Here is an 18,153-nt window from a genome sequence, read left to right on the forward strand (position 1 = left end):
TGCGACCGGACGGTGCACCCTAAAGCCGCGATATGCGCGCCGCCGACCATCGCCTTCCGCTGATCCTGCTGCCGATCGCGCTGTTCGGGATCTTCTTCCACTGGCAGATCCTCGACATCGCCAATGTCGGCTGGCTGCTGCGCGGCACCGACAATGGCGAGAATGCGCTGGGGCTCCATGCCTGGCTCCACGATCCCGCGCCCGGCTTCCTGCGCACCACCCTGCTCGGCGCGCCGGAAGGGACGCCGTTGCTGTTCACCGACAGCAACCCGTTGCTTTCGGCGATCGGGTTTCTGCTGAAATGGGCGCTGCCCGCCGATGCGCAGCTGATCGGATGGTGGCTGCTCGCCTGCATGTTCCTCCAGGTCTTCTTCGCGTGGTTGCTGCTCCGCCGCTATGCGCCCGGCCCGGTCGCCCTGTGGTGCGGCGTGCTGTTGCTCGCGGCGCTCCCGAGTTTGTTCAATCGCGTCATCCATGTGAACCTCATGGCGCATTGGCTGATCCTGTGGGCGCTCTGGCGGTTCGACGATCCCCAGCGCTCGGCATCCAATCGCGGATGGGCGGTGCTGATCGCACTCACCACCTTCGTTCACAGCTATCTGCTAGTCATGGTCGCCGCGATCTGGGCAAGCGCGATGCTCGAGCGGCTGGGCAGGGATCGCAGCGCCGCGCCGCGGCTGATCGGCGAGGGGGCCGCCATGGTCGCGATGGTGCTCGCGATCGCCTGGACCCTCGGCGTGTTCGGCGACTTTCAGGCCTCGGGGAATTACGGTGCCTTCGCGATGCCGCTCGATGCATTGTGGAACCCGGCCGTCGAGACCTATTCGACGTTCCTCCCCGCGATCGAGCAGCGGCCCGGACGCGCGTTTGAGGGGTTTCAGTATCTCGGCCTCGGCCTCCTGATCCTCCTCCCCGCCGCTGCGTTGCTCGCGCGTCGCCTCCCCCGCCCCGGACCAGATGCCACAGAGAGCCTCACGCGCTATCGCTGGCTGATCCCGGCGCTGGTCGCGCTTACCCTGCTGGCAATCAGCACCTATCCCGATATCGCGGGATACGCGCTTCCGAGACTCCATCTGCAAGCCGACATTGCCAACGCGCTCGACGCGGTGCGCGCGTCAGGGCGGCTGTTCTGGCCGGTCGCCTATGTGCTGATCTTCGTCGCGCTGCGGATCCTGTATCGCCTGCCCGAGCGTACCGCGCGGCTCGCGCTGATCGCCGCTACAGTCATTCAGGTCGCCGATCTCGCCCCGATGGCCGTCGCGATCCGCGCGCAGTCTGCAGAGGCGCGCCGCGCGCCACTCTATATCCGCACCGCTTCGCCCGAATGGGACCGCATCATCGCCCAGGCCGACGACATCGCCTTCGTCCCCGGCGACGTGACCAAGGGACTCGGCCATTTTCAGGAGATCGCCTGGCGCGCGGCAAAGGCCGGGGTGCCGGTACGCAGCGTCTATGTCGCGCGCGTCTCCCACGCCAGCGCGGCACGACAAGAGGCAGAATCAGCCCGCTTCCGTGCCGGAGAGGTCGTTCCCGGCCGCCTCTACATCCTGATCGACGGCGAGCGGGTGCCACCGCCGCTGATGCTCCAGGCACGCCCGCTCGACGGGGTCACGATCGTGTTCGAACCAAAGCGCTAGAGTTTGTTTCAGCAGCGCTGAATCCGACTCAAAGGTCAGTCCTTCATCGCCGCCAGCACGTGCTTCACCTCTTGGCTGCGCCCGCGCGGCAGGATCAGCACATCGTCGCCATCGACCACCACGATCAGGTCCGACACACCGACCAGCGCCACCTTCTTGCCCTCGCCGGCGCGGACCAGACAATTGGCGGTGTCGATCGCCACCACATCGCCGCGACACGCATTGTTGCTGGCGTCACAGGCACTGATTGCGTGGAGCGCATCCCAGCTACCGACATCGGACCAGCCCATCCGCACCGGCACGACCGCGACCCGGGACGCCTTCTCCATCACCGCATAGTCGACCGAATTCGACGGCGATTTGGCGAATTCCACTGCGTCGGGAAGGATGCGGTTCCCGTCCCGCACCGCGCGGTCCATCGCCGCCTGCGACGCTGCCAGCATCTCCGGCGCGAACTGCGCCAGCGCATCGAGGAACACGTCCGCGCGGAACAGGAAGATACCCCCATTCCAGAAATAGTCGCCACTCGCGACCATCGCCTCCGCCGCTTCGAGCGCCGGTTTCTCGACAAAGCGTTGCACGCGATGGATCCCGTCGCCGATGGCCTCGCCGCCTCGGATATAGCCATAGCCGGTCTCGGGATGGTCGGGGCTGATTCCGAACGTCGCCATCCACCCGTCGCGCACAGCCGGAAGCGCGGTCTCGATCGCCGCATGGAATGCCGGAATGTCGGCAATGACATGGTCCGACGGCATCACCAGCAATGGCGAGGACCCGCCGACCGCCAGCGCAGCAAGCGCGATCGCGGGCGCGGTATTGCGACCCATCGGCTCCAGGATCATTGCCTGAATAGCTTCGATCCCGCCCAGTTGCTGCTCGATCATCTCGGCATGCAGCGCGTTGGCAACCACCACCGGCGCTGCGAACCCCGCCTCAGTCGGCGCGCGCCGCGCGGTGAGCTGGAGCATCGTCTCATCGGCGGTCAGCGCCAGCATCTGCTTGGGCCGTTCGGGCCGCGACATCGGCCACAGCCGGGTACCCGATCCGCCCGACAGGATCACCGGAACGATCGCTTCGATCTCGCTCATTGACTGCCTTTCCGAACCCGCCGCCATCGACCCATAGGCGGCACGCGCCGCCCCAACCAAACACTTATGTGAACAGCAGTTTCCGCCGTTCAGCATTTCTTCGTCAATTTCGCCGACATGCGGGTCTAGTGTCGGATTTGTTTACACTCGCGCATTAGGGTTGGGCCACCATGATCCGCCTGTTCAAACATTATATCCCGAATGCGGTGCTCTTGCTGGCGCTGTTCGACCTCATTCTGCTGTTCGCAGCGGCGGAGTTCGGCTGGCTCTATCGCGCGCAGCAGATCGGGATGGACGTCGATCCGATCGTCACCCGCATCCCGCAAATGCTCAGCTTCGTCGCCAGCCTCGAGCTCGCGATGATCGCCGTCGGGGTATATGGGGCCGACGCGCTCCAATCGAACCGGGTCGCGACCGCACGGCTGCTGGTCGCGATATCGCTCGGCACGATCTTCTTGTCGGTGATCTTCTTCCTCGTCCCCTCGCTGACCTTCTGGCGCTCGAACCTGCTGTACGCGATGCTGGCGTCGTTCGTGGCCTTGTTCGCGCTGCGCATCCTGCTCGGCAAGACTCTGGGCAGCCAGGTGTTCAAGCGCCGGGTCGTGGTGCTGGGCGCAGGCGCGCGCGCGGAGCGCTTGAAGCAGCTCTCCAAAAAGCCCGGATCGGGCTTCGTCGTCGTCGGCTATGTGTCGATGAGCGAGGCCAACCGCGTGATCCCGGAAGCGATCGCGCGTGATGCAATCTATAATCTCGCCGACCATGTCGTGCTGCTCAACGCAAGCGAGGTGGTGCTGGCACTCGAAGAACGCCGCAACGCGCTCCCGCTCAAGGATTTGCTGCGGATCAAGACCACCGGCGTCCACGTCAACGAAATCTCGACCTTCCTCGAACGCGAAACGGGCCGCGTCGACCTGCAATCGGTCAACCCCAGCTGGCTGATCTTCTCCGACGGATTCTCATCAGGGCGGATGCTGTCGAGCATGTTCAAGCGGCTGTTCGATATTGCGGCCAGCCTGATCCTGCTCGCGCTGTCGCTCCCGCTGATCCTGCTCGGCGCGCTCGCGGTGAAGCTGGAAAGCAAGGGCCCCGCCTTCTACCGCCAACGCCGCGTCGGTCTGTACGGTCAGGGTTTCGACATCATCAAGCTCCGCTCGATGCGACAGGATGCCGAGATCGCGGGCAAGGCGATCTGGGCCGAAAAGGACGATCCGCGCATCACCCGGGTCGGTCGCTTCATTCGCAAGGTGCGGATCGACGAATTGCCGCAATGCTGGAGCGTACTGAAGGGCGAGATGAGCTTTGTCGGCCCGCGCCCCGAACGGCCCCAGTTCGTCGAGGATCTTGAGCAGCAGCTGCCCTATTATGCCGAGCGCCACATGGTAAAGCCGGGCATCACCGGCTGGGCGCAGATCAACTATCCCTATGGTGCGTCGATCGAGGACAGCCGGCAGAAGCTGGAGTACGACCTCTACTACGCAAAGAATTATTCGCCCTTCCTCGACCTGCTGATCCTGCTCCAGACGATCCGGGTGGTGCTGTTCCCGGACGGAGCGCGGTAACTTCATGCTCGCGACGCTGATCCTGTGGGGCCACGCGCTCGCCGCCCTGTTGTTCGGCGCGATCGGCCTGTGGGCGTTGCGCAGCGACGGGGCGGCGATGCCGCGCGTGCCGCTGGTCTCGGCTCTCGCGGTAACCGCGCTCTGGGCGCTGGCGGTAGCGGGGATCGGCGAAGGCGACCTCGTGACCCAGATCGCCGCAGCAGCGCGCAATCTCGCCTGGTTCGGCTTCATGGTCGCGCTCTACCGCAGCGGCGCGATCGACCGCCCGCCCGCCGCGATCGGCACGGTCTTCGGCGTGGTCGCGGTGGTGATCGTCATGGCCGCAACGCTCGACGTGCTGACCAGCGCCGCCAGCAACCTGCCGCGCCCCGTGCTCGACGCCGCGCTGCTGCTCAAGATGCTGGCGACGGTCGCCGCGCTGCTGCTGGTTCAGGGGCTGCACAGCGCACTCGCCCCGCGCCAGAGCCATGCGGTACGACCGGTGATCCTCGCGCTCGGCGCGATGTGGCTGGTGGACATCAATCTGCTCGCCGTCGCATGGCTGGTCGAACGCTGGCCGCTCCAGCTGGTCGCAGTGCGCGGCTTTGCGATGGCGCTGATCGCGATGGCCATCGCTTCCGGCCTCCAGCACCGCGGCGAACGGCCGGTGCAGATGTCGCGGACAATGGTCTATCAGGCGCTCACTCTGGTCGCGATCGGGGTCTATGTCGCGTTGCTAGCCGCAGCCACCAGTGCGCTGGCCGCGATCGGAGGTCCCAACGCGCGTCTGCTCCAGACCGCCTTCGTCTTCGGATCGACCGCCGCGATCCTGACGTTGGTGTCCAGCTCGTGGCTGCGCGCCTGGATCAAGGTCAAGCTCGCCAAGCACTTCTTCCGCCACCGCTACGATTATCGCGCAGAATGGATGCGCTTCACCGAAACGCTGGGCGAGCCCGAGGGTGCCGCCTCGCTCGACGAACGAATCGTCAAGGCACTCGCCGATCTCACCGACTCTCCGGCCGGAGTGCTGCTGCTGCCGCAGGGCGACAACCTGACGGTCGGCGCGGGATGGAATGTCGCGCGCGCCGATCTGCCGACTGGCTATGGCGAGAGCTGGCAGCTCGACCGCGTCGATCCCTCGCTTGTGGTCGAACTCGACACCGGCGCGGGTGCGGACGCGGTGCCGCCGTCGATCCGTGCATGGGATCAGGCATGGGTCGTGGTGCCGCTGCCGCATCAGCAACGGCTTGCCGGCGCGATCGTGCTCGCCCGCCCGCCGGTACCGCGCGCACTCGACTGGGAGGATTTCGACCTGCTCAAGGCCGCCGGCCGTCAGGTCGCGAGCCATATCGCCGAGGAACGTGCGCAGGAGGCGCTCGCCGAAGCCGAACGGTTCGACGAATTCAACCGCCGCTTCGCGTTCATCATGCACGACATCAAGAATCTGGTGAGCCAGCTGACGCTGGTTGCGCGCAACGCCGAACGCCATGCCGACAATCCCGATTTTCGCGCAGATATGGTCGCGACGCTTCAGGATTCGGCGGGGCGGATGAACGACCTGCTCGCGCGCCTGTCGCAGCATCATCGTGCGCGCACCGATCCGCCCGTCGCGATGCCGCTGACCCCGCTCCTGCGCCGCATCGCGCGCAGCCGGGAAGCGACTCATCCGATCGAAGTGGTCAGCAAGGGCGATCCGATCGCCATCGCCGATCCGACGCGGCTCGAAACCCTGATCGGCCACCTTGTCCAGAACGCGATCGACGCCAGCGAGCCGGACGCGCGCGTCACTCTGGCCATCGTCGAGCTGGGGGATGCCGTCGCGATCGACGTGATCGACCGCGGCTGCGGCATGTCGCCCGCCTTCATCCGCGAAAAGCTGTTCCGTCCCTTCGTCTCGTCCAAGCCCGGCGGGTTCGGCATCGGCGCGTTCGAGGCGCGCAAGCTGGCCGAGGATATGGGCGGACGGATCGACGTATCGAGCGCGGAGGGGCGTGGCAGCCGCTTCCGCGTCACCCTGCGCGCCGCGCGCGCCGACACCAACGCACTTGGAAACGCCGCATGACCGACAAGCCCGCCGCCCTGCCGAAACTGCTCGTGGTGGAGGACGACCCCGGCCTTCAGCGCCAGCTGCGCTGGGCCTATGAGGGCTATCAGATCCTGCCCGCGAGCGACCGCGAGAGCGCCATCGCGCTGCTCCGCGCCGAGGAACCGGCGGTGGTCACGCTCGACCTCGGTCTGCCCCCGATCCCGACGGCACCAGCGAGGGGTTCGCGGTGCTCGAAGCCATCCTCGCGCTCAAGCCCGATACCAAGGTGATCGTCGCCTCCGGCCATGGCGCGCATGAATCGATGCTGCGCGCCATCGCGATGGGGGCGTGGGACTTCTACCAGAAGCCGATCGACATCGACGCGCTCGGCCTGATCGTCGCGCGCGCCTTTCACGTCCATGCGCTCGAAGCCGAGAACCGCCGCCTCGCCGCGCGCGAGGAACGCGGCAACGCGCTGGGGGGATCATCACCGGCGCGCCCGAGATGCTCAAGGTCACCCGCACGATCGAGCGCGTCGCCCCCGCCGACGTTTCGGTCATGCTGCTCGGCGCGAGCGGCACCGGCAGAGGAACTGCTCGCGCGCGGACTGCACGAGGCAAGCGGGCGCAAGGGTGCGTTCGTCGCGATCAACTGCGCCGCGATCCCCGAAACCCTGCTCGAAAGCGAGCTGTTCGGCCATGAGAAGGGCGCGTTTACCGGCGCGGTCAAGACGACCGAGGGCAAGATCGAACAGGCGCAGGGCGGCACCCTGTTCCTCGACGAGATCGGCGACGTGCCGCTCCCGCTCCAGGTCAAACTGCTGCGCTTCCTGCAGGAGCGCGTGATCGAGCGGATCGGCGGACGCAAGCCCATCCCCGTCGACACGCGCGTGGTCTGTGCGACGCATCAGGACATCGACGGTATGGTCGCGGCGAACAGCTTCCGCGAGGACCTCTATTACCGCCTCGCCGAGATCGTCGTGCGCATCCCCAGTCTGGCCGAGCGCCCCGGCGATGCCGGGCTGCTCGCGCGTCACCTGCTTCACAAACATGCGACCGCGATGAAACTGCCCGCCAAGAGCTTCGCCCCCGACGCGCTCGACGCGATCGATGCGTGGCACTGGCCGGGCAATGTCCGCGAGCTGGAAAACCGAGTAAAGCGCGCGACGATCATGGCCGATGGCAAGCTCGTCACCGCCGCCGATCTCGACCTCGCGCCCGCCGAGGTGGCCGAACCGATCAACTTGAAAGCGATCCGCGAAGCCGCCGACCGCCGCGCCATCGCGCATGCGCTTGCCCGGGCCGAGGGCAATATCTCCGGCACTGCGCGCCTGCTCGGGATCAGCCGTCCGACCCTCTATGACCTGATGAAGGCCTATGACCTCCAGCCCTGAACCCCGCCGTCGCCGCCGTTCGGGCGAAGTGCGCGCGCGGCGCGGCGTCACGCTGCGCCGTCTGGTCGTGTTCGGCCTGTGCCTCGGCGCGTTCGCGGTCGCGCTCTTCGCGTTCAAGTCGGTCGTCACCGGCGGCCCCGATCCCGCCGCCGCGCGCGAGGCGCTGGCGCGCAGCGAAGCCTATCTGAAAGCCAGCAACGCCTCCGCCGCGCGCAGCCAGGCGTTCAGCGCGGTCCGCGCCGACCCGGCATGGGGCGAGGCGCATCTCGCGCTCGCCCGCGCCAATCTCGCGCTCGACGAAGGCGTCGCCGCCGAAGCCGCGCTCCGCCGCGCGCTCGACAGCGGCATCGCCCCGGCGCGCACCCATGCGCTGATGGCGCACGCGATCCTGTTGCAGGGCGACCCGCGCCGCGCGCTGGTCGAAAGCCGCAAGGCGCCGGATGCCGACCGCCTCTACGCCCTGCGCGTCCAGACCCGCGCCTATGTCGCGGGCGGCAACCTTGCAGCCGCGCAGGAGGCGGCGCTCGCAGCCGTCACCCTCGCCCCGCAAAGCGCCGACGCCTGGACCGAACTCGGCCGCTTCCGCTTCAACGCCGGCGACGTGGTCGGCGCGATCGAGGCGAGCGCCAAGGCGGTCGATCTCGACAAGGGCAATACCGACGCGCTGCTGCTGCGCGGCGAGCTGGTGCGCACGCAATATGGATTGGTCGCGTCGCTTCCCTGGTTCGACCGGGCGTTGCAGCGCGACCCCTATCGCCACGCGACGCTGATCCAGTACGCCGCGACGCTCGGCGATGCGGGCCAGACCCGCGCAATGCTCGACCTCACCCGCCGCGCGATGGAGGTTCGCCCGCGCAGCCCGCAGGCGCTCTACCTTCAGGCCGTGCTCGCCGCGCGTGCGCAGCGCTTCGACCTTGCCCGCCAGCTGCTGACCCGCGCCGGCGGCGGTGTCGGCCAGCTTCCCGGCGGGCTGTTGCTCGGCGGCGCGCTCGATCTCGAGGAAGGTGCCTATGCCCGCGCGATCGAAAAATTGCGCACGCTGATCACCCTCCAGCCGATGAACATCAATGCGCGCAAATTGCTCGCCGCCGCGCTGCTCCGCGCCGACGCGTCGAAGAACGGCATCGACGTGCTGCGCCCGGTCGTCGCACGCGGCGACGCCGACACCTACGCCCTCACCCTCGTCGCGCGCGGCTATGAGCGGATCGGCGAGCGGGCCGAGGCGGCACGCTATTTCGACCGCGCCGCGCTCCCCGTCCGGGACAATCCCGACTGGTTCAGCTCGGACGATTCGCTCCCGATCCTTGCCGCTGCGGCGGGCAAGGCGGGCGGCGACGATCCCAAGACGCTGATCCCGCTGCTGCGCGGCCTGATCGAGGGCGGTCGCGGGTCCGAAGCCCTGACCCGCGCCGAAGCCGTGGCGCGCCGCAACCCCGGCGCGCCGGCATCGGCCAGCCTGGTCGGCGACGTGCTGATGCTGCTCAAGCGTCCCGGTGACGCGGTGGCGTGGTACAAGACCGCCGCCGGCATCCGCTTCGACGAGCCCGCGATGCTGCGCCTGGTCGAGGCGCTCGACCGCTCGGGCCAGCGCCAGACCGCCTCGACCACATTGGCGCTGTTCCTCTCGCAAAACCCGTTCAACCTGTCCGCGCTGCGCCTGTCCGCGCATTGGCAGGCTGCGGCCGGCGATTTCGACGCGGCGATCGATTCTGCTCGAAGCGATCCGCCTGCGCATCGGCAATCGCGACGCGGCTTTGCTCGCCGAACTCGCCTTCGCCTATGCCGGTGCCGGCGAGCCCGACCGCGCCGCACGCTATGCCGAGGCGGCGTATATCATCGCCCCCACCAACCCGGCGGTTGCCGGCGCGATGGGCTGGGCGCTGGCACAGGGTGGCGATCATGCGGGCGGCATCGAGCTGCTGCGCAAGGCCGTGACCCTCGCCCCGCGTCACCCGATGCTCCGCTGGCAGCTGGCACAGGCTTATGCCGACGCCGGCCGTAGCGCCGAAGCCGTCGCCGAAACCCGCGCCGTGCTGGCAATCCCTGGCTTCACCGACAAGGGCGCGGCGGAGGCCCTGCTGGCCAAGCTGGCATAACCCGCCTCTCTTCGTCGTCCCGACCCTGCGCCGGGACAGGGCTTTCTTGCTTTGGACAGCGTGCAAGGAAGTCCGGTCCCGGCTCAGGGCCGGGACGACGGTGTAGCTTGCCAACCCCGCCCCACCCCCTAGCCCTCGGGCCGATGACCGACCCGCTGGACCGCATTGCCGCCGCGCTCGAACGGCTCGCGCCGCCACCGCCGCCCGCGCCGGACCTGACCGCGCACCCGGCCTATGTCTGGCACCGCGGATATCTCCAGTCTGCCCGCGCCTTCGCGCCGCTCCCGCTCGCCGAACTCGTCGGGATCGACGCACAGAAAGCCACGCTGGTCGAAAATGTCCGCCGCCTTGCCGCGGGCCTGCCCGCGCACGACGCATTGCTGTGGGGCGCACGCGGCACCGGCAAGTCGGCGCTCAGCAAGTCCGCAGTCGCGGCAGTACAAGCCGAAGGCGGAGCGGTCGCGCTGGTCGAGGCACAGGCCGACGCGCTCGACACGCTCCCCGACCTGTTCGCCACACTCGCCGAGGCACCCCGCGCGTTCGTCGTCTTTCTCGACGATCTCGGCTTTGACGCCGCCTCGGACGGCCGCGCGCTGCGCTCCTTGCTGGAGGGCGGGGCCGAGGCGCGCCCGGCCAACACCCGCCTCTTCGTCACCGCCAACCGCCGGCACCTGATCCCCCGCAACCTCGAGGAACAGGCGAGCGCGATCAACCCGCGCGACAGCATCGACGACAGCCTCGCGCTCGCCGACCGCTTCGGGCTCAGCCTCGGTTTCCACGCGATCGATCAGGACACTTATGTCGCGATCGTCCAGACCTATGCGCAGGACCACGGCCTGCCCTTCGACGCGGCGGAGGCGATCAACTGGGCAACCCGGCGCGGCAGCCGATCGGGCCGCGTGGCCTGGCAATATGTCGTCGATCTGGCGGGACGGAACGGCAAGCGCCTGTGAGGGGCCAGCTCGCGATCCAGCATGTCCATATCCATTGGGACAAGGCGGCGCGGGGGATGCCCTGGTCGGGCGTGCGCAATGCGCTGCCCCGCGAACTGCCCTTCGATCCGCCGCGCGCCAGCGAGCGCGGCTGGTATCAGCGCATCGATTATCAGGCCCGCGACAGCTTTGTTCCAACGACCAGCTATGGCGAGCTGGGCGAGATCGAGGACTGGCGCGTCCCGCTCGCCACGCGGATGGAGGGGAAGGATCACCTCTGGATGCGGTTCAGCGTCGTCAACCGCGAACCCCGTCGCCCGAATCTCGACGAGTGGATCGTCCGCCTACCCTACGGCCAGCGCGTCACCTTGCGCAGCAATTCAAAGTCGGACGGCGACCATGACCGCTGGTATTTCGAGGATGTGATCCATGTCGGCTGGGCCGACACCGCAACCCTCGACCTGCCGGTATTCCGCGAGATCGACGAACGTGCCCTGCTGTTCTGACGGCGCGATGGACCTTCCCGGCCCGCACGCGGTTCTTGCGCCATGACAACGCCCCTCCCCGTCCCGCGCGAAGCCGTATTGATCGTGAACGCCAAATCTCGGCGCGGCGCGGCGCTGTTCGATGAGGCACGCGAAAAGATTGCGGCAGCGGGCATCCGCCTGATCGCCGCACACCCGGTTACCGATCCCGACCTACTCGACGAAACCGTCCGCGACGCGATCCGCAGCGGCGCGCCGATGGTGATCGTCGGGGGCGGCGACGGGTCGCTGTCGGGCGTCGTCGACGACGTGGTGGGCAAGGACGTGGTGTTCGCGGTCCTGCCGCTCGGCACTGCCAACAGCTTCGCGCGCACGCTCGGCCTACCGCTCGACCTAGACGGCGCGATCCAGGCCATCGCCACCGGCAAGCGCCGCCGCGTCGATCTCGGCATGATCGACAACGACTATTTCGCGAACGCCGCTGCGATGGGTTTGTCACCGATGATCGGGAAGACCGTGCCGCACAATCTGAAACGGTATCTGGGCCGGGTCGGCTATCTTGCCTGGGCGCTGTGGTGCTTCGCCCGCTTCCGCCCGTTCCGCGTCACCGTCACCGACGCGCGCGGCGCGCACCGCATGTGGGCGAGCGAGGTGCGCATCCTCAACGGCAAGTTCCATGGCGGCGTGGTGATGAGCGACGAGGCCGGTGTCGAGAGCGGCGAGATGATGATCCAGGTCGTTACCGGCCGAAACCGCTGGCGGCTCGCCTGGGACTGGTATCTGCGCTTTTTCCGCCTGCGCAGCGCCGAGAAGATGGTCGAGGAATTCCGCGGCACCGAGTTGAAGGTCGACGCCCGCCCCCGCCGCAGCATCTCGATCGACGGCGAAGTGCTCGCGCGCGTGCCCGTGACGGTGCGGGTGGCCGAGCGCGCAATCGACGTGGTTGTGCCGTCCGGAACTTCGGACAGCTAGTCGAGTGAGCAAACCCTAGGGTCGGGACCCATAAACGGGATTCCCTTGGCGGCTGGGATGTGATTCATGCGCTGCGCCAGCAGGAGCGTGGATTTGAGCGAGTTTTGGTTGAGTGAAGCCCAGTTCGAGCGGCTGCGTCCGCTGCTGCCGGACAAGGTGCGCGGTGTGGCGCGGGTCGATGATCGGCGGGTGATCAGCGGCATCATTCATGTGGTGAAGTCGGGCGGGCGCTGGGTCGACGCGCCGGCCTGCTACGGGCCGAGGAAGACGCTCTACAACCGGTTCGTGCGCTGGGCGGCAAAGGGTGTGTGGCAGGAGCTGTTCGTCACGCTCGCGGCAGCAGGCGGGCCGCCCGCCGAGGTCCTGATCGACAGCACGCATATGAAGGCGCACCGCTCCGCGGGCGGTGGAAAAGGGGGCGCTCGTCCAGGCGATCGGGATCAGCCGGGGCGGCCGCAACAGCAAGCTCCACGCGCTCACCGACGGCGAAGGTCGGCCGCTCCGCTTCCTGCTGACCGGTGGCCAGGTCGCCGACTGCCGCGCAGCCGATGTGTTGCTCGATGATCTCGCGCCGCGCACCATCGTGCTCGCGGACAAGGCTTACGACAGCAATGCGATCCGCGACCTGATCGAGCGGCAGGGTGCCGTTCCGAACATCCCCTCCAAGACGAACCGCCGCTGGAAAAGCTGCTTCTCCAAGACGCTCTACAAGGGCCGCAACGCCGTCGAGCGCATGTTCTGCCGCCTCAAGGATTATCGCCGCATCGCCACCCGCTACGACAAGCTCGCCACCAACTTCCTCAGCGCCATCTACCTCGCCGCAGCCGTCACATGGTGGTTATGAGTCCCGACCCTAGCTACATTCCGCACAAAATAGGGGGCACTATGGCGGAAGCTCGTATCTTCATCAGCATGGGAACGCCATACACTGACGAACAACGGCGCTTCAGAGACGATCTGGAGACCTTCTTGCGCGATACTTGCGGGGTCAACCCCAGGATTATCGGAAAGAATGAATACCCGGATGGCAACCCGCTAACCAAGATAAAATCTGTCATGTCGCAGTGTCACGGCGTGATTGTTGTCGCCTACGAACGAAAGTTCTTAGAAACCGGAAAAGAGAGGCGGGTCGGACCGACACCGTCCGATTTGACGCAACGAGCCTACACGACGCCATGGAATCATATCGAATCGGCGATGGCATATACCCTCGGGATCCCTCTTTATATTCTGTGCGAAAATGGCCTGACAGAGGAAGGTCTGATTGAGAGCAAGTTAGACTGGTACGTACAACGGATCGCGGTTCGATCTGACGAGTTAGCCCGTCCGGACGTTCGCCAATCGCTTCAAGGCTGGGTTGCAAATCGCGTTGCGCCACTCAGCCGCCGCCCGCGAATACTTCGGACCATCGAGGGCAATGTAAAGCTCTCCGATATGACACCGAAGGAAATGCTTGGCGCCTTGGCGATCATTGTCGCTGCATTCACAACAGGTGCCACAGTGGCAACGCTCGTCCCGCAATTGTTCAAGTGAACTGCAGACGAGGCCCTCAGCCCAACCCCTCGGCCATCTCCGCCAGCTCCAGCCAGCGCAGTTCCGCCGCATCCTTCTCGTCGCGCGCCTTGGCGATCGCCGCCATCAGCGCATCAAACTTCTTCGGATTCCTGGAATACAGGTCCGGGTCGGCCAGCGACGCCTCGTCGCGCGCAATCGCCGCGTCGAGCTCCTCGATCCGCTTGGGCAACAGGTCGTAATCGCGCTGATCCTTGTAGCTCAGCTTGGTCTTCGCCTTGGGCGTCTCCGCGACCGGCGCGACCTTCACCGCCGCCTTCTTCGCCTCGGTCCGTACCTTGCGCTTGGCTTCCCAGTCGGCATAGCCGCCGACTACCATGTCGACCGTCCCCGACCCGTCGAGCCCGATCGTCATCGTCACCGTGCGGTCGAGGAAATCGCGGTCGTGGCTGACGATCAGCACCGTGCCGTCATAATCCGCGATCACCTCCTGCAGCAGGTCGAGCGTCTCGAGATCGAGGTCGTTGGTCGGCTCGTCCAGCACCATCAGGTTCGAGGGGCGCGCGAATTCCCGCGCCAGCAGCAAGCGCGAGCGCTCGCCGCCCGACAGCGTCCCCACCTTCGCCTCGACCATCTCGGGCGCGAACAGGAACTCCTTCAAATAGCCATGAATATGCTTGCGCACGCCCAGCACATCGACCCATTCGCCGCCATCCGCGACGACCTCGCGCACCGTCTTGTCCGGCTGCATCCGGCTGCGCTGCTGGTCGATGATGACCGGATCGAGCGTCTTCGCCCGCGTGACGCTGCCGCTGTCGGGCGCGATCTCGCCGGTCAGCAGCTTGAGCAACGTCGACTTGCCCGCGCCATTCTTGCCGACGATGCCGATCCGGTCCTTGCGTGTGATGCGCAGCGTCAGGTCGCGGATGATCGTGCGGTCGCCATACGCCTTCGACGCATGCTTCGCGTCGATCATCACCTTGGTCTTCGAATCGTCCGCCGCCGTGGTCAGGTTCGCCGCGCCCTGTGGCCCGGTCATCGCCGCCCGCTCGGCGCGCATTTCCAGCAGCTTGGTCAGCCGTCCCTGGTTGCGCCGCCGCCGCCCGGTCACCCCGCGCTGCAGCCAATGCTCCTCCAGCTTCAGCCGCGCGTCGAGCTTCTCGACCGCCCGCTGCTCCTCGGCATAGACCTGATCGGTCCACGCCTCGAACCCGCCGAACCCCACTTCCGCCCGCCGCATTGCCCCGCGGTCGAGCCACAGGGTCTGCTTGGTCAGGCGGGTGAGGAAGGTGCGGTCATGGCTGATTACCACGAACGCGCCGCGATAACGGGTCAGCCATTCCTCCAGCCATTCGATCGCATGGATGTCGAGATGGTTGGTCGGCTCGTCGAGCAGCAGCACATCCGGATCCTGCGCCAGCGCCCGCGCGATCGCCGCGCGGCGTCGCTCGCCGCCGCTCGCCGTCGCTGCCTCGCGCGTCAGATCGATGCCCAGCTGGTCGGCAATCGCCTCCGCCTCATGCTGCGCGGGCGCGTCGTCGCCCGACAGGACATAGTGCATCAGCGTGGCACAGCCGGTCATGCGCGGCTCCTGCTCCAGCATCACCACGCGCGTCCCCGGCTGGATCGTCCGGCGTCCCTCGTCGCTGTCGATCTGTCCCGCGATCAGCTTGAGCAGGGTCGTCTTGCCTGCGCCATTGCGCCCGATCAGCGCGAGCCGGTCGCGTTCTCCGATATGGATGTCGAGGTTGCGAAACAGCCAGCCCGATCCCTGGATCAGGCCAAGCTTTTCATAGGAAAGTACGGGTGCAGCCATGGCGGGGGCAGGTAGGGCCATGCCGCGATCCGGGCAACCCGTTGCGCACGGCGATCCTGACAGCCACCTTTCCGCCGCATTCACGGGCTGTTCAACGCGCCAACCCTATGCCATCCCCGTTATGAAGATGATTGGCGTTCTTTGTCTCGGCGCGTGTCTCGCCGCCGCCGTCCCGGTACACGCTTCGCCGCAAGATCGGCGCAGCGACCAGGAGGCTGCGCGCGAAGGGCGGATGCAGGGCAAGCTGTTGCCGCTGCGCGTGATCGAGGCCCGGGTGGTGCCGCACATGGTGCGACAGGGCGCACAATATCTCGGCTTCGACTTCGATTCGGGAACCGGCATTTACACGCTGAAGTTCCTGCGCAATGGAAACGTCATCTGGGTCGATGTCGATGGCCGCACCGGTCAGGTGATGAGCCGGTCGGGCGGCTGAGCCGGCGATAAAGAGGGAAACACCGATGCGCGTTCTGATCGTCGAGGACGAACCCAATCTCCGCAACCAGCTCCAGTCCACGCTTGAGGGCGCGGGCTATGCGGTCGACACCGCGAGCGATGGCGAGGAAGGCCATTATCTCGGCTCGACCGAGGCCTATGACGCGATCGTCCTCGATCTCGGCCTGCCCGAGGTGGACGGGCTGACCGTGCTCGACCGCTGGCGGAAAGAGGGCAAAACCACCCCCGTGCTCGTGCTCACCGCGCGCGACAGCTGGTCGGACAAGGTCGCCGGGCTCGATGCGGGCGCGGACGATTATGTCGCCAAGCCGTTCCAGTCGGAAGAACTCATCGCCCGCCTGCGCGCGCTGATCCGCCGCGCATCGGGCAATGCCTCGGCCGAATTGATCGCGGGCGACATCCGCCTCGACACCCGCTCGGGCAAGGTGACCAAGGCCGGCGACCCGGTGAAGCTGACCGCGCAGGAATACAAGCTCCTGTCCTATTTGCTCCACCACAAGGGCAAGGTGGTCAGCCGGACCGAGCTGATCGAACATATCTACGACCAGGACTTTGACCGCGACTCGAACACGATCGAGGTGTTCGTGACGCGCATCCGCAAGAAACTGGGCGCCGACGTGATCACCACCATTCGTGGGCTCGGCTACAGCCTCGAGGAACCGGCGGAGGCCGGTGCCTGACCTGCCCTTTGGACTGACGCTGTCGCGATCCTTCCCGTTCGTGCGCCGCACGCCGGCGCAGGACGTGGCGGCACCGGTCGAAACACGCCCCGGCGACCCCGCGCCGCGTATGTACACCCCCAGCACCGGATCGCTCAGCCGCCGCATGATCCTGATCGCGGCAGCGTGGATCACGTTGCTGCTCGCGGGCGGCGGCTTTGCGCTCGATCGCGTGCTGACCGGGGCGATCACCCGCAATTTCGACGACCAGCTCGAATATTTGCTGACCTCGATGATCGTGTCGGCGGAAATCGACGCAGAGGGAAATGTAGCGTTCAACCGCGCATTGGGCGACCAGCGGTTCCTCGAGCCTTATTCGGGCCTCTACTGGCAGGTCGCGGGCAAGGGGGTCGAACCCTTCCCCTCGCGTTCGCTATGGGACCGTCGGCTCGACACCGCCCGCGTCCATGATGGTCGCGACCTCGAAACCTATGATTCGATGCAGTTCGACCAGCGGCTTCGCGTCGTCGAGCGTGACGTGACGCTCCCCGGATCCCCGGTGCGCTGGCGCTTTCAGGTCGCCGAAACGCGCGAGGTGCTCGACGCGCAGATCGACGCGCTGCGCAAGACACTGGTACGCAGCTTCCTGCTGCTCGCCGCTGGCCTGATCGCGATGGCGGCGCTCCAGACCTGGTACGGCCTCCTCCCGCTGCGCAAGCTGCGGCTGGCGATCCAGAAACTGCGCACCGGCGAGACCCCCGAATCGAGGGCGCGATGCCCGCCGAGGTCGCGCCGTTGGTCGAGGAACTGAACGGGCTGGTCGCGCATAACGACAAACAAGCCGAAGAGGCGCGACGTCACGCCGGCAATCTCGCACATGCGCTCAAGACGCCGCTCACCGTCATCATGAATGCCGCGACAGCGCAGTCCGACGACCTCCCCGCGACGGTGGTGCGGGAGGCGCGGACGATGCGGCGACAGGTCGACCATCATCTCGCCCGCGCCCGCGCGGTCGGTCGCCGCGGCAGCGCACACAGCCGCGCCGCCGTCTGGCCCAGCGTCGAATCGGTCGAGCGCGCGGTCGCCCGCCTCTATCCCCATGTCCGCATCGACACCGACGGGGCCAAGGATCTGGTCGCGCATATCGAGCGTCAGGACCTTGACGAGATCATGGGCAACCTCGTCGAAAACGCCGCCAAATACGGCGGGGGCAGCGTGTTCATCACCGTCCGCATCGAGGCCGGCTTCGTCGAGATCCTGATCGAGGACGACGGCACCGGCATTCCCGAACCCGACCGTATCCGCATCTTCGACCGCGGCGTGCGGCTCGACACCGGCAAGCCCGGCACCGGCCTCGGCCTCGCCATCGTCCGCGATGTCGCCGAAATCTATGACGGCACCGTCACGCTGGAGGAGAGCGAGGATCTCGGCGGGCTGATGGTGCGGCTGCGGCTGCCCGCCGCGACCGCTTAACCCATTACGCCAACGAACCGCCACCGCCCCGTCACCGGGCTCAACACCAGATCGCAGCCGCAATCTCGGCACT

Annotated in this window: 16 protein-coding genes and 1 pseudogene; 15 read left to right on the top strand and 2 right to left on the bottom strand. The window is 67.0% G+C overall.

Translation table 11 applies throughout. The features are described 5' to 3' along the window. The first annotated feature begins 32 nt into the window (after positions 1 to 32). Positions 33 to 1,637 carry a DUF6311 domain-containing protein gene (locus tag LRS12_RS02835; protein ID WP_257843224.1) on the top strand — a complete coding sequence of 535 codons (1,605 nt, stop codon included), beginning with the start codon at positions 33 to 35 and terminating at the stop codon, positions 1,635 to 1,637. A gap of 35 nt (positions 1,638 to 1,672) precedes the next feature. On the opposite strand, the gene LRS12_RS02840 is transcribed toward LRS12_RS02835, so the two are convergent. Further along, positions 1,673 to 2,725: a mannose-1-phosphate guanylyltransferase/mannose-6-phosphate isomerase gene (locus tag LRS12_RS02840; RefSeq protein ID WP_257843226.1), complete on the bottom strand. Its 1,053-nt coding sequence runs from the start codon at positions 2,723 to 2,725 to the stop codon at positions 1,673 to 1,675. Positions 2,726 to 2,895: 170 nt separating this feature from the next. Here LRS12_RS02840 and LRS12_RS02845 point away from each other — a divergent pair, with 170 nt between their 5' ends. The 11 genes from LRS12_RS02845 (at position 2,896) to LRS12_RS02895 (ending at position 13,700) form a co-directional block, all read left to right on the top strand. Continuing rightward, positions 2,896 to 4,284, top strand: a complete 1,389-nt coding sequence (locus LRS12_RS02845; RefSeq protein WP_257843227.1) for a TIGR03013 family XrtA/PEP-CTERM system glycosyltransferase — start codon at positions 2,896 to 2,898, stop codon at positions 4,282 to 4,284. A gap of 4 nt (positions 4,285 to 4,288) precedes the next feature. Continuing rightward, entirely contained in the window at positions 4,289 to 6,325 is a 2,037-nt protein-coding gene (gene prsK / locus LRS12_RS02850; RefSeq protein WP_257843228.1) for an XrtA/PEP-CTERM system histidine kinase PrsK, read from the top strand. Then, complete coding sequence (locus tag LRS12_RS02855; RefSeq protein ID WP_257843229.1) at positions 6,322 to 6,579, top strand: hypothetical protein; 258 nt, start codon at positions 6,322 to 6,324, stop codon at positions 6,577 to 6,579. The genes prsK and LRS12_RS02855 overlap by 4 nt, the downstream gene beginning before the upstream one ends. Beyond that, entirely contained in the window at positions 6,537 to 7,682 is a 1,146-nt protein-coding gene (locus LRS12_RS02860) for a sigma 54-interacting transcriptional regulator (RefSeq protein ID WP_257843230.1), read from the top strand. Before LRS12_RS02855 ends, LRS12_RS02860 begins: the two co-directional genes overlap by 43 nt. Continuing rightward, complete coding sequence (locus tag LRS12_RS02865; protein ID WP_257843231.1) at positions 7,666 to 9,684, top strand: tetratricopeptide repeat protein; 2,019 nt, start codon at positions 7,666 to 7,668, stop codon at positions 9,682 to 9,684. Before LRS12_RS02860 ends, LRS12_RS02865 begins: the two co-directional genes overlap by 17 nt. After that, on the top strand, positions 9,614 to 9,778 hold the full coding sequence (locus LRS12_RS02870; RefSeq protein ID WP_257843232.1) for a hypothetical protein: 165 nt from the start codon (positions 9,614 to 9,616) through the stop codon (positions 9,776 to 9,778). Before LRS12_RS02865 ends, LRS12_RS02870 begins: the two co-directional genes overlap by 71 nt. A 143-nt stretch (positions 9,779 to 9,921) precedes the next feature. Further along, positions 9,922 to 10,731 (top strand): ATP-binding protein, encoded by an 810-nt coding sequence (locus tag LRS12_RS02875; RefSeq protein ID WP_257843233.1) that lies wholly within the window; start codon positions 9,922 to 9,924, stop codon positions 10,729 to 10,731. Beyond that, the gene (locus LRS12_RS02880) at positions 10,728 to 11,216 is read left to right on the top strand and encodes a hypothetical protein (protein ID WP_257843234.1); all 489 of its coding nucleotides are present in this window, start codon (positions 10,728 to 10,730) and stop codon (positions 11,214 to 11,216) included. The genes LRS12_RS02875 and LRS12_RS02880 overlap by 4 nt, the downstream gene beginning before the upstream one ends. A 42-nt stretch (positions 11,217 to 11,258) precedes the next feature. Continuing rightward, positions 11,259 to 12,167: a diacylglycerol kinase family protein gene (locus tag LRS12_RS02885; protein ID WP_257843235.1), complete on the top strand. Its 909-nt coding sequence runs from the start codon at positions 11,259 to 11,261 to the stop codon at positions 12,165 to 12,167. Positions 12,168 to 12,233: 66 nt separating this feature from the next. Then, positions 12,234 to 13,011 (top strand): IS5 family transposase gene (locus tag LRS12_RS02890; RefSeq protein ID WP_374579991.1). Its coding sequence is split into 2 segments (ribosomal slippage): positions 12,234 to 12,595 and positions 12,594 to 13,011, totalling 780 coding nucleotides; the frame shifts between segments, so codons are not numbered across the junction. Between the two features lie 41 nt (positions 13,012 to 13,052). After that, complete coding sequence (locus LRS12_RS02895; RefSeq protein ID WP_257843236.1) at positions 13,053 to 13,700, top strand: hypothetical protein; 648 nt, start codon at positions 13,053 to 13,055, stop codon at positions 13,698 to 13,700. Positions 13,701 to 13,716: 16 nt separating this feature from the next. Here LRS12_RS02895 and LRS12_RS02900 read toward each other — a convergent pair whose 3' ends face one another. Next, positions 13,717 to 15,495, bottom strand: a complete 1,779-nt coding sequence (locus tag LRS12_RS02900) for an ABC-F family ATP-binding cassette domain-containing protein (protein ID WP_257843237.1) — start codon at positions 15,493 to 15,495, stop codon at positions 13,717 to 13,719. 127 nt (positions 15,496 to 15,622) lie between these two features. Between LRS12_RS02900 and LRS12_RS02905 the strand changes: the two genes are divergently transcribed. The 3 genes and pseudogenes from LRS12_RS02905 (at position 15,623) to LRS12_RS02915 (ending at position 18,080) form a co-directional block, all read left to right on the top strand. Further along, positions 15,623 to 15,928: a hypothetical protein gene (locus LRS12_RS02905; RefSeq protein WP_308222961.1), complete on the top strand. Its 306-nt coding sequence runs from the start codon at positions 15,623 to 15,625 to the stop codon at positions 15,926 to 15,928. Positions 15,929 to 15,953: 25 nt separating this feature from the next. After that, a complete protein-coding gene (locus LRS12_RS02910; RefSeq protein WP_257843239.1) occupies positions 15,954 to 16,628 on the top strand; it encodes a response regulator transcription factor in 675 nt (224 codons plus the stop codon). A gap of 145 nt (positions 16,629 to 16,773) precedes the next feature. Next, a pseudogene (locus LRS12_RS02915) lies at positions 16,774 to 18,080 on the top strand (ATP-binding protein). Positions 18,081 to 18,153: the final 73 nt, after the last annotated feature.

It is taken from the genome of Sphingomonas sp. J344 (assembly GCF_024700005.1).
Lineage (GTDB): Bacteria > Pseudomonadota > Alphaproteobacteria > Sphingomonadales > Sphingomonadaceae > Sphingomonas.

Excerpts from the sequence above, each read along its gene's own strand:
- LRS12_RS02840 (WP_257843226.1), bottom strand. The coding sequence starts at position 2,725 with ATGAGCGAGATCGAAGCGATCGTTCCGGTGATCCTGTCGGGCGGATCG.
- LRS12_RS02900 (WP_257843237.1), bottom strand. The coding sequence starts at position 15,495 with ATGGCTGCACCCGTACTTTCCTATGAAAAGCTTGGCCTGATCCAGGGA.
- LRS12_RS02865 (WP_257843231.1), top strand. The coding sequence starts at position 7,666 with ATGACCTCCAGCCCTGAACCCCGCCGTCGCCGCCGTTCGGGCGAAGTG.
- LRS12_RS02875 (WP_257843233.1), top strand. The coding sequence starts at position 9,922 with ATGACCGACCCGCTGGACCGCATTGCCGCCGCGCTCGAACGGCTCGCG.
- LRS12_RS02855 (WP_257843229.1), top strand. The coding sequence starts at position 6,322 with ATGACCGACAAGCCCGCCGCCCTGCCGAAACTGCTCGTGGTGGAGGAC.
- prsK (WP_257843228.1), top strand. The coding sequence starts at position 4,289 with ATGCTCGCGACGCTGATCCTGTGGGGCCACGCGCTCGCCGCCCTGTTG.
- LRS12_RS02895 (WP_257843236.1), top strand. The coding sequence starts at position 13,053 with ATGGCGGAAGCTCGTATCTTCATCAGCATGGGAACGCCATACACTGAC.
- LRS12_RS02835 (WP_257843224.1), top strand. The coding sequence starts at position 33 with ATGCGCGCCGCCGACCATCGCCTTCCGCTGATCCTGCTGCCGATCGCG.
- LRS12_RS02885 (WP_257843235.1), top strand. The coding sequence starts at position 11,259 with ATGACAACGCCCCTCCCCGTCCCGCGCGAAGCCGTATTGATCGTGAAC.
- LRS12_RS02845 (WP_257843227.1), top strand. The coding sequence starts at position 2,896 with ATGATCCGCCTGTTCAAACATTATATCCCGAATGCGGTGCTCTTGCTG.
- LRS12_RS02910 (WP_257843239.1), top strand. The coding sequence starts at position 15,954 with ATGCGCGTTCTGATCGTCGAGGACGAACCCAATCTCCGCAACCAGCTC.
- LRS12_RS02905 (WP_308222961.1), top strand. The coding sequence starts at position 15,623 with ATGATTGGCGTTCTTTGTCTCGGCGCGTGTCTCGCCGCCGCCGTCCCG.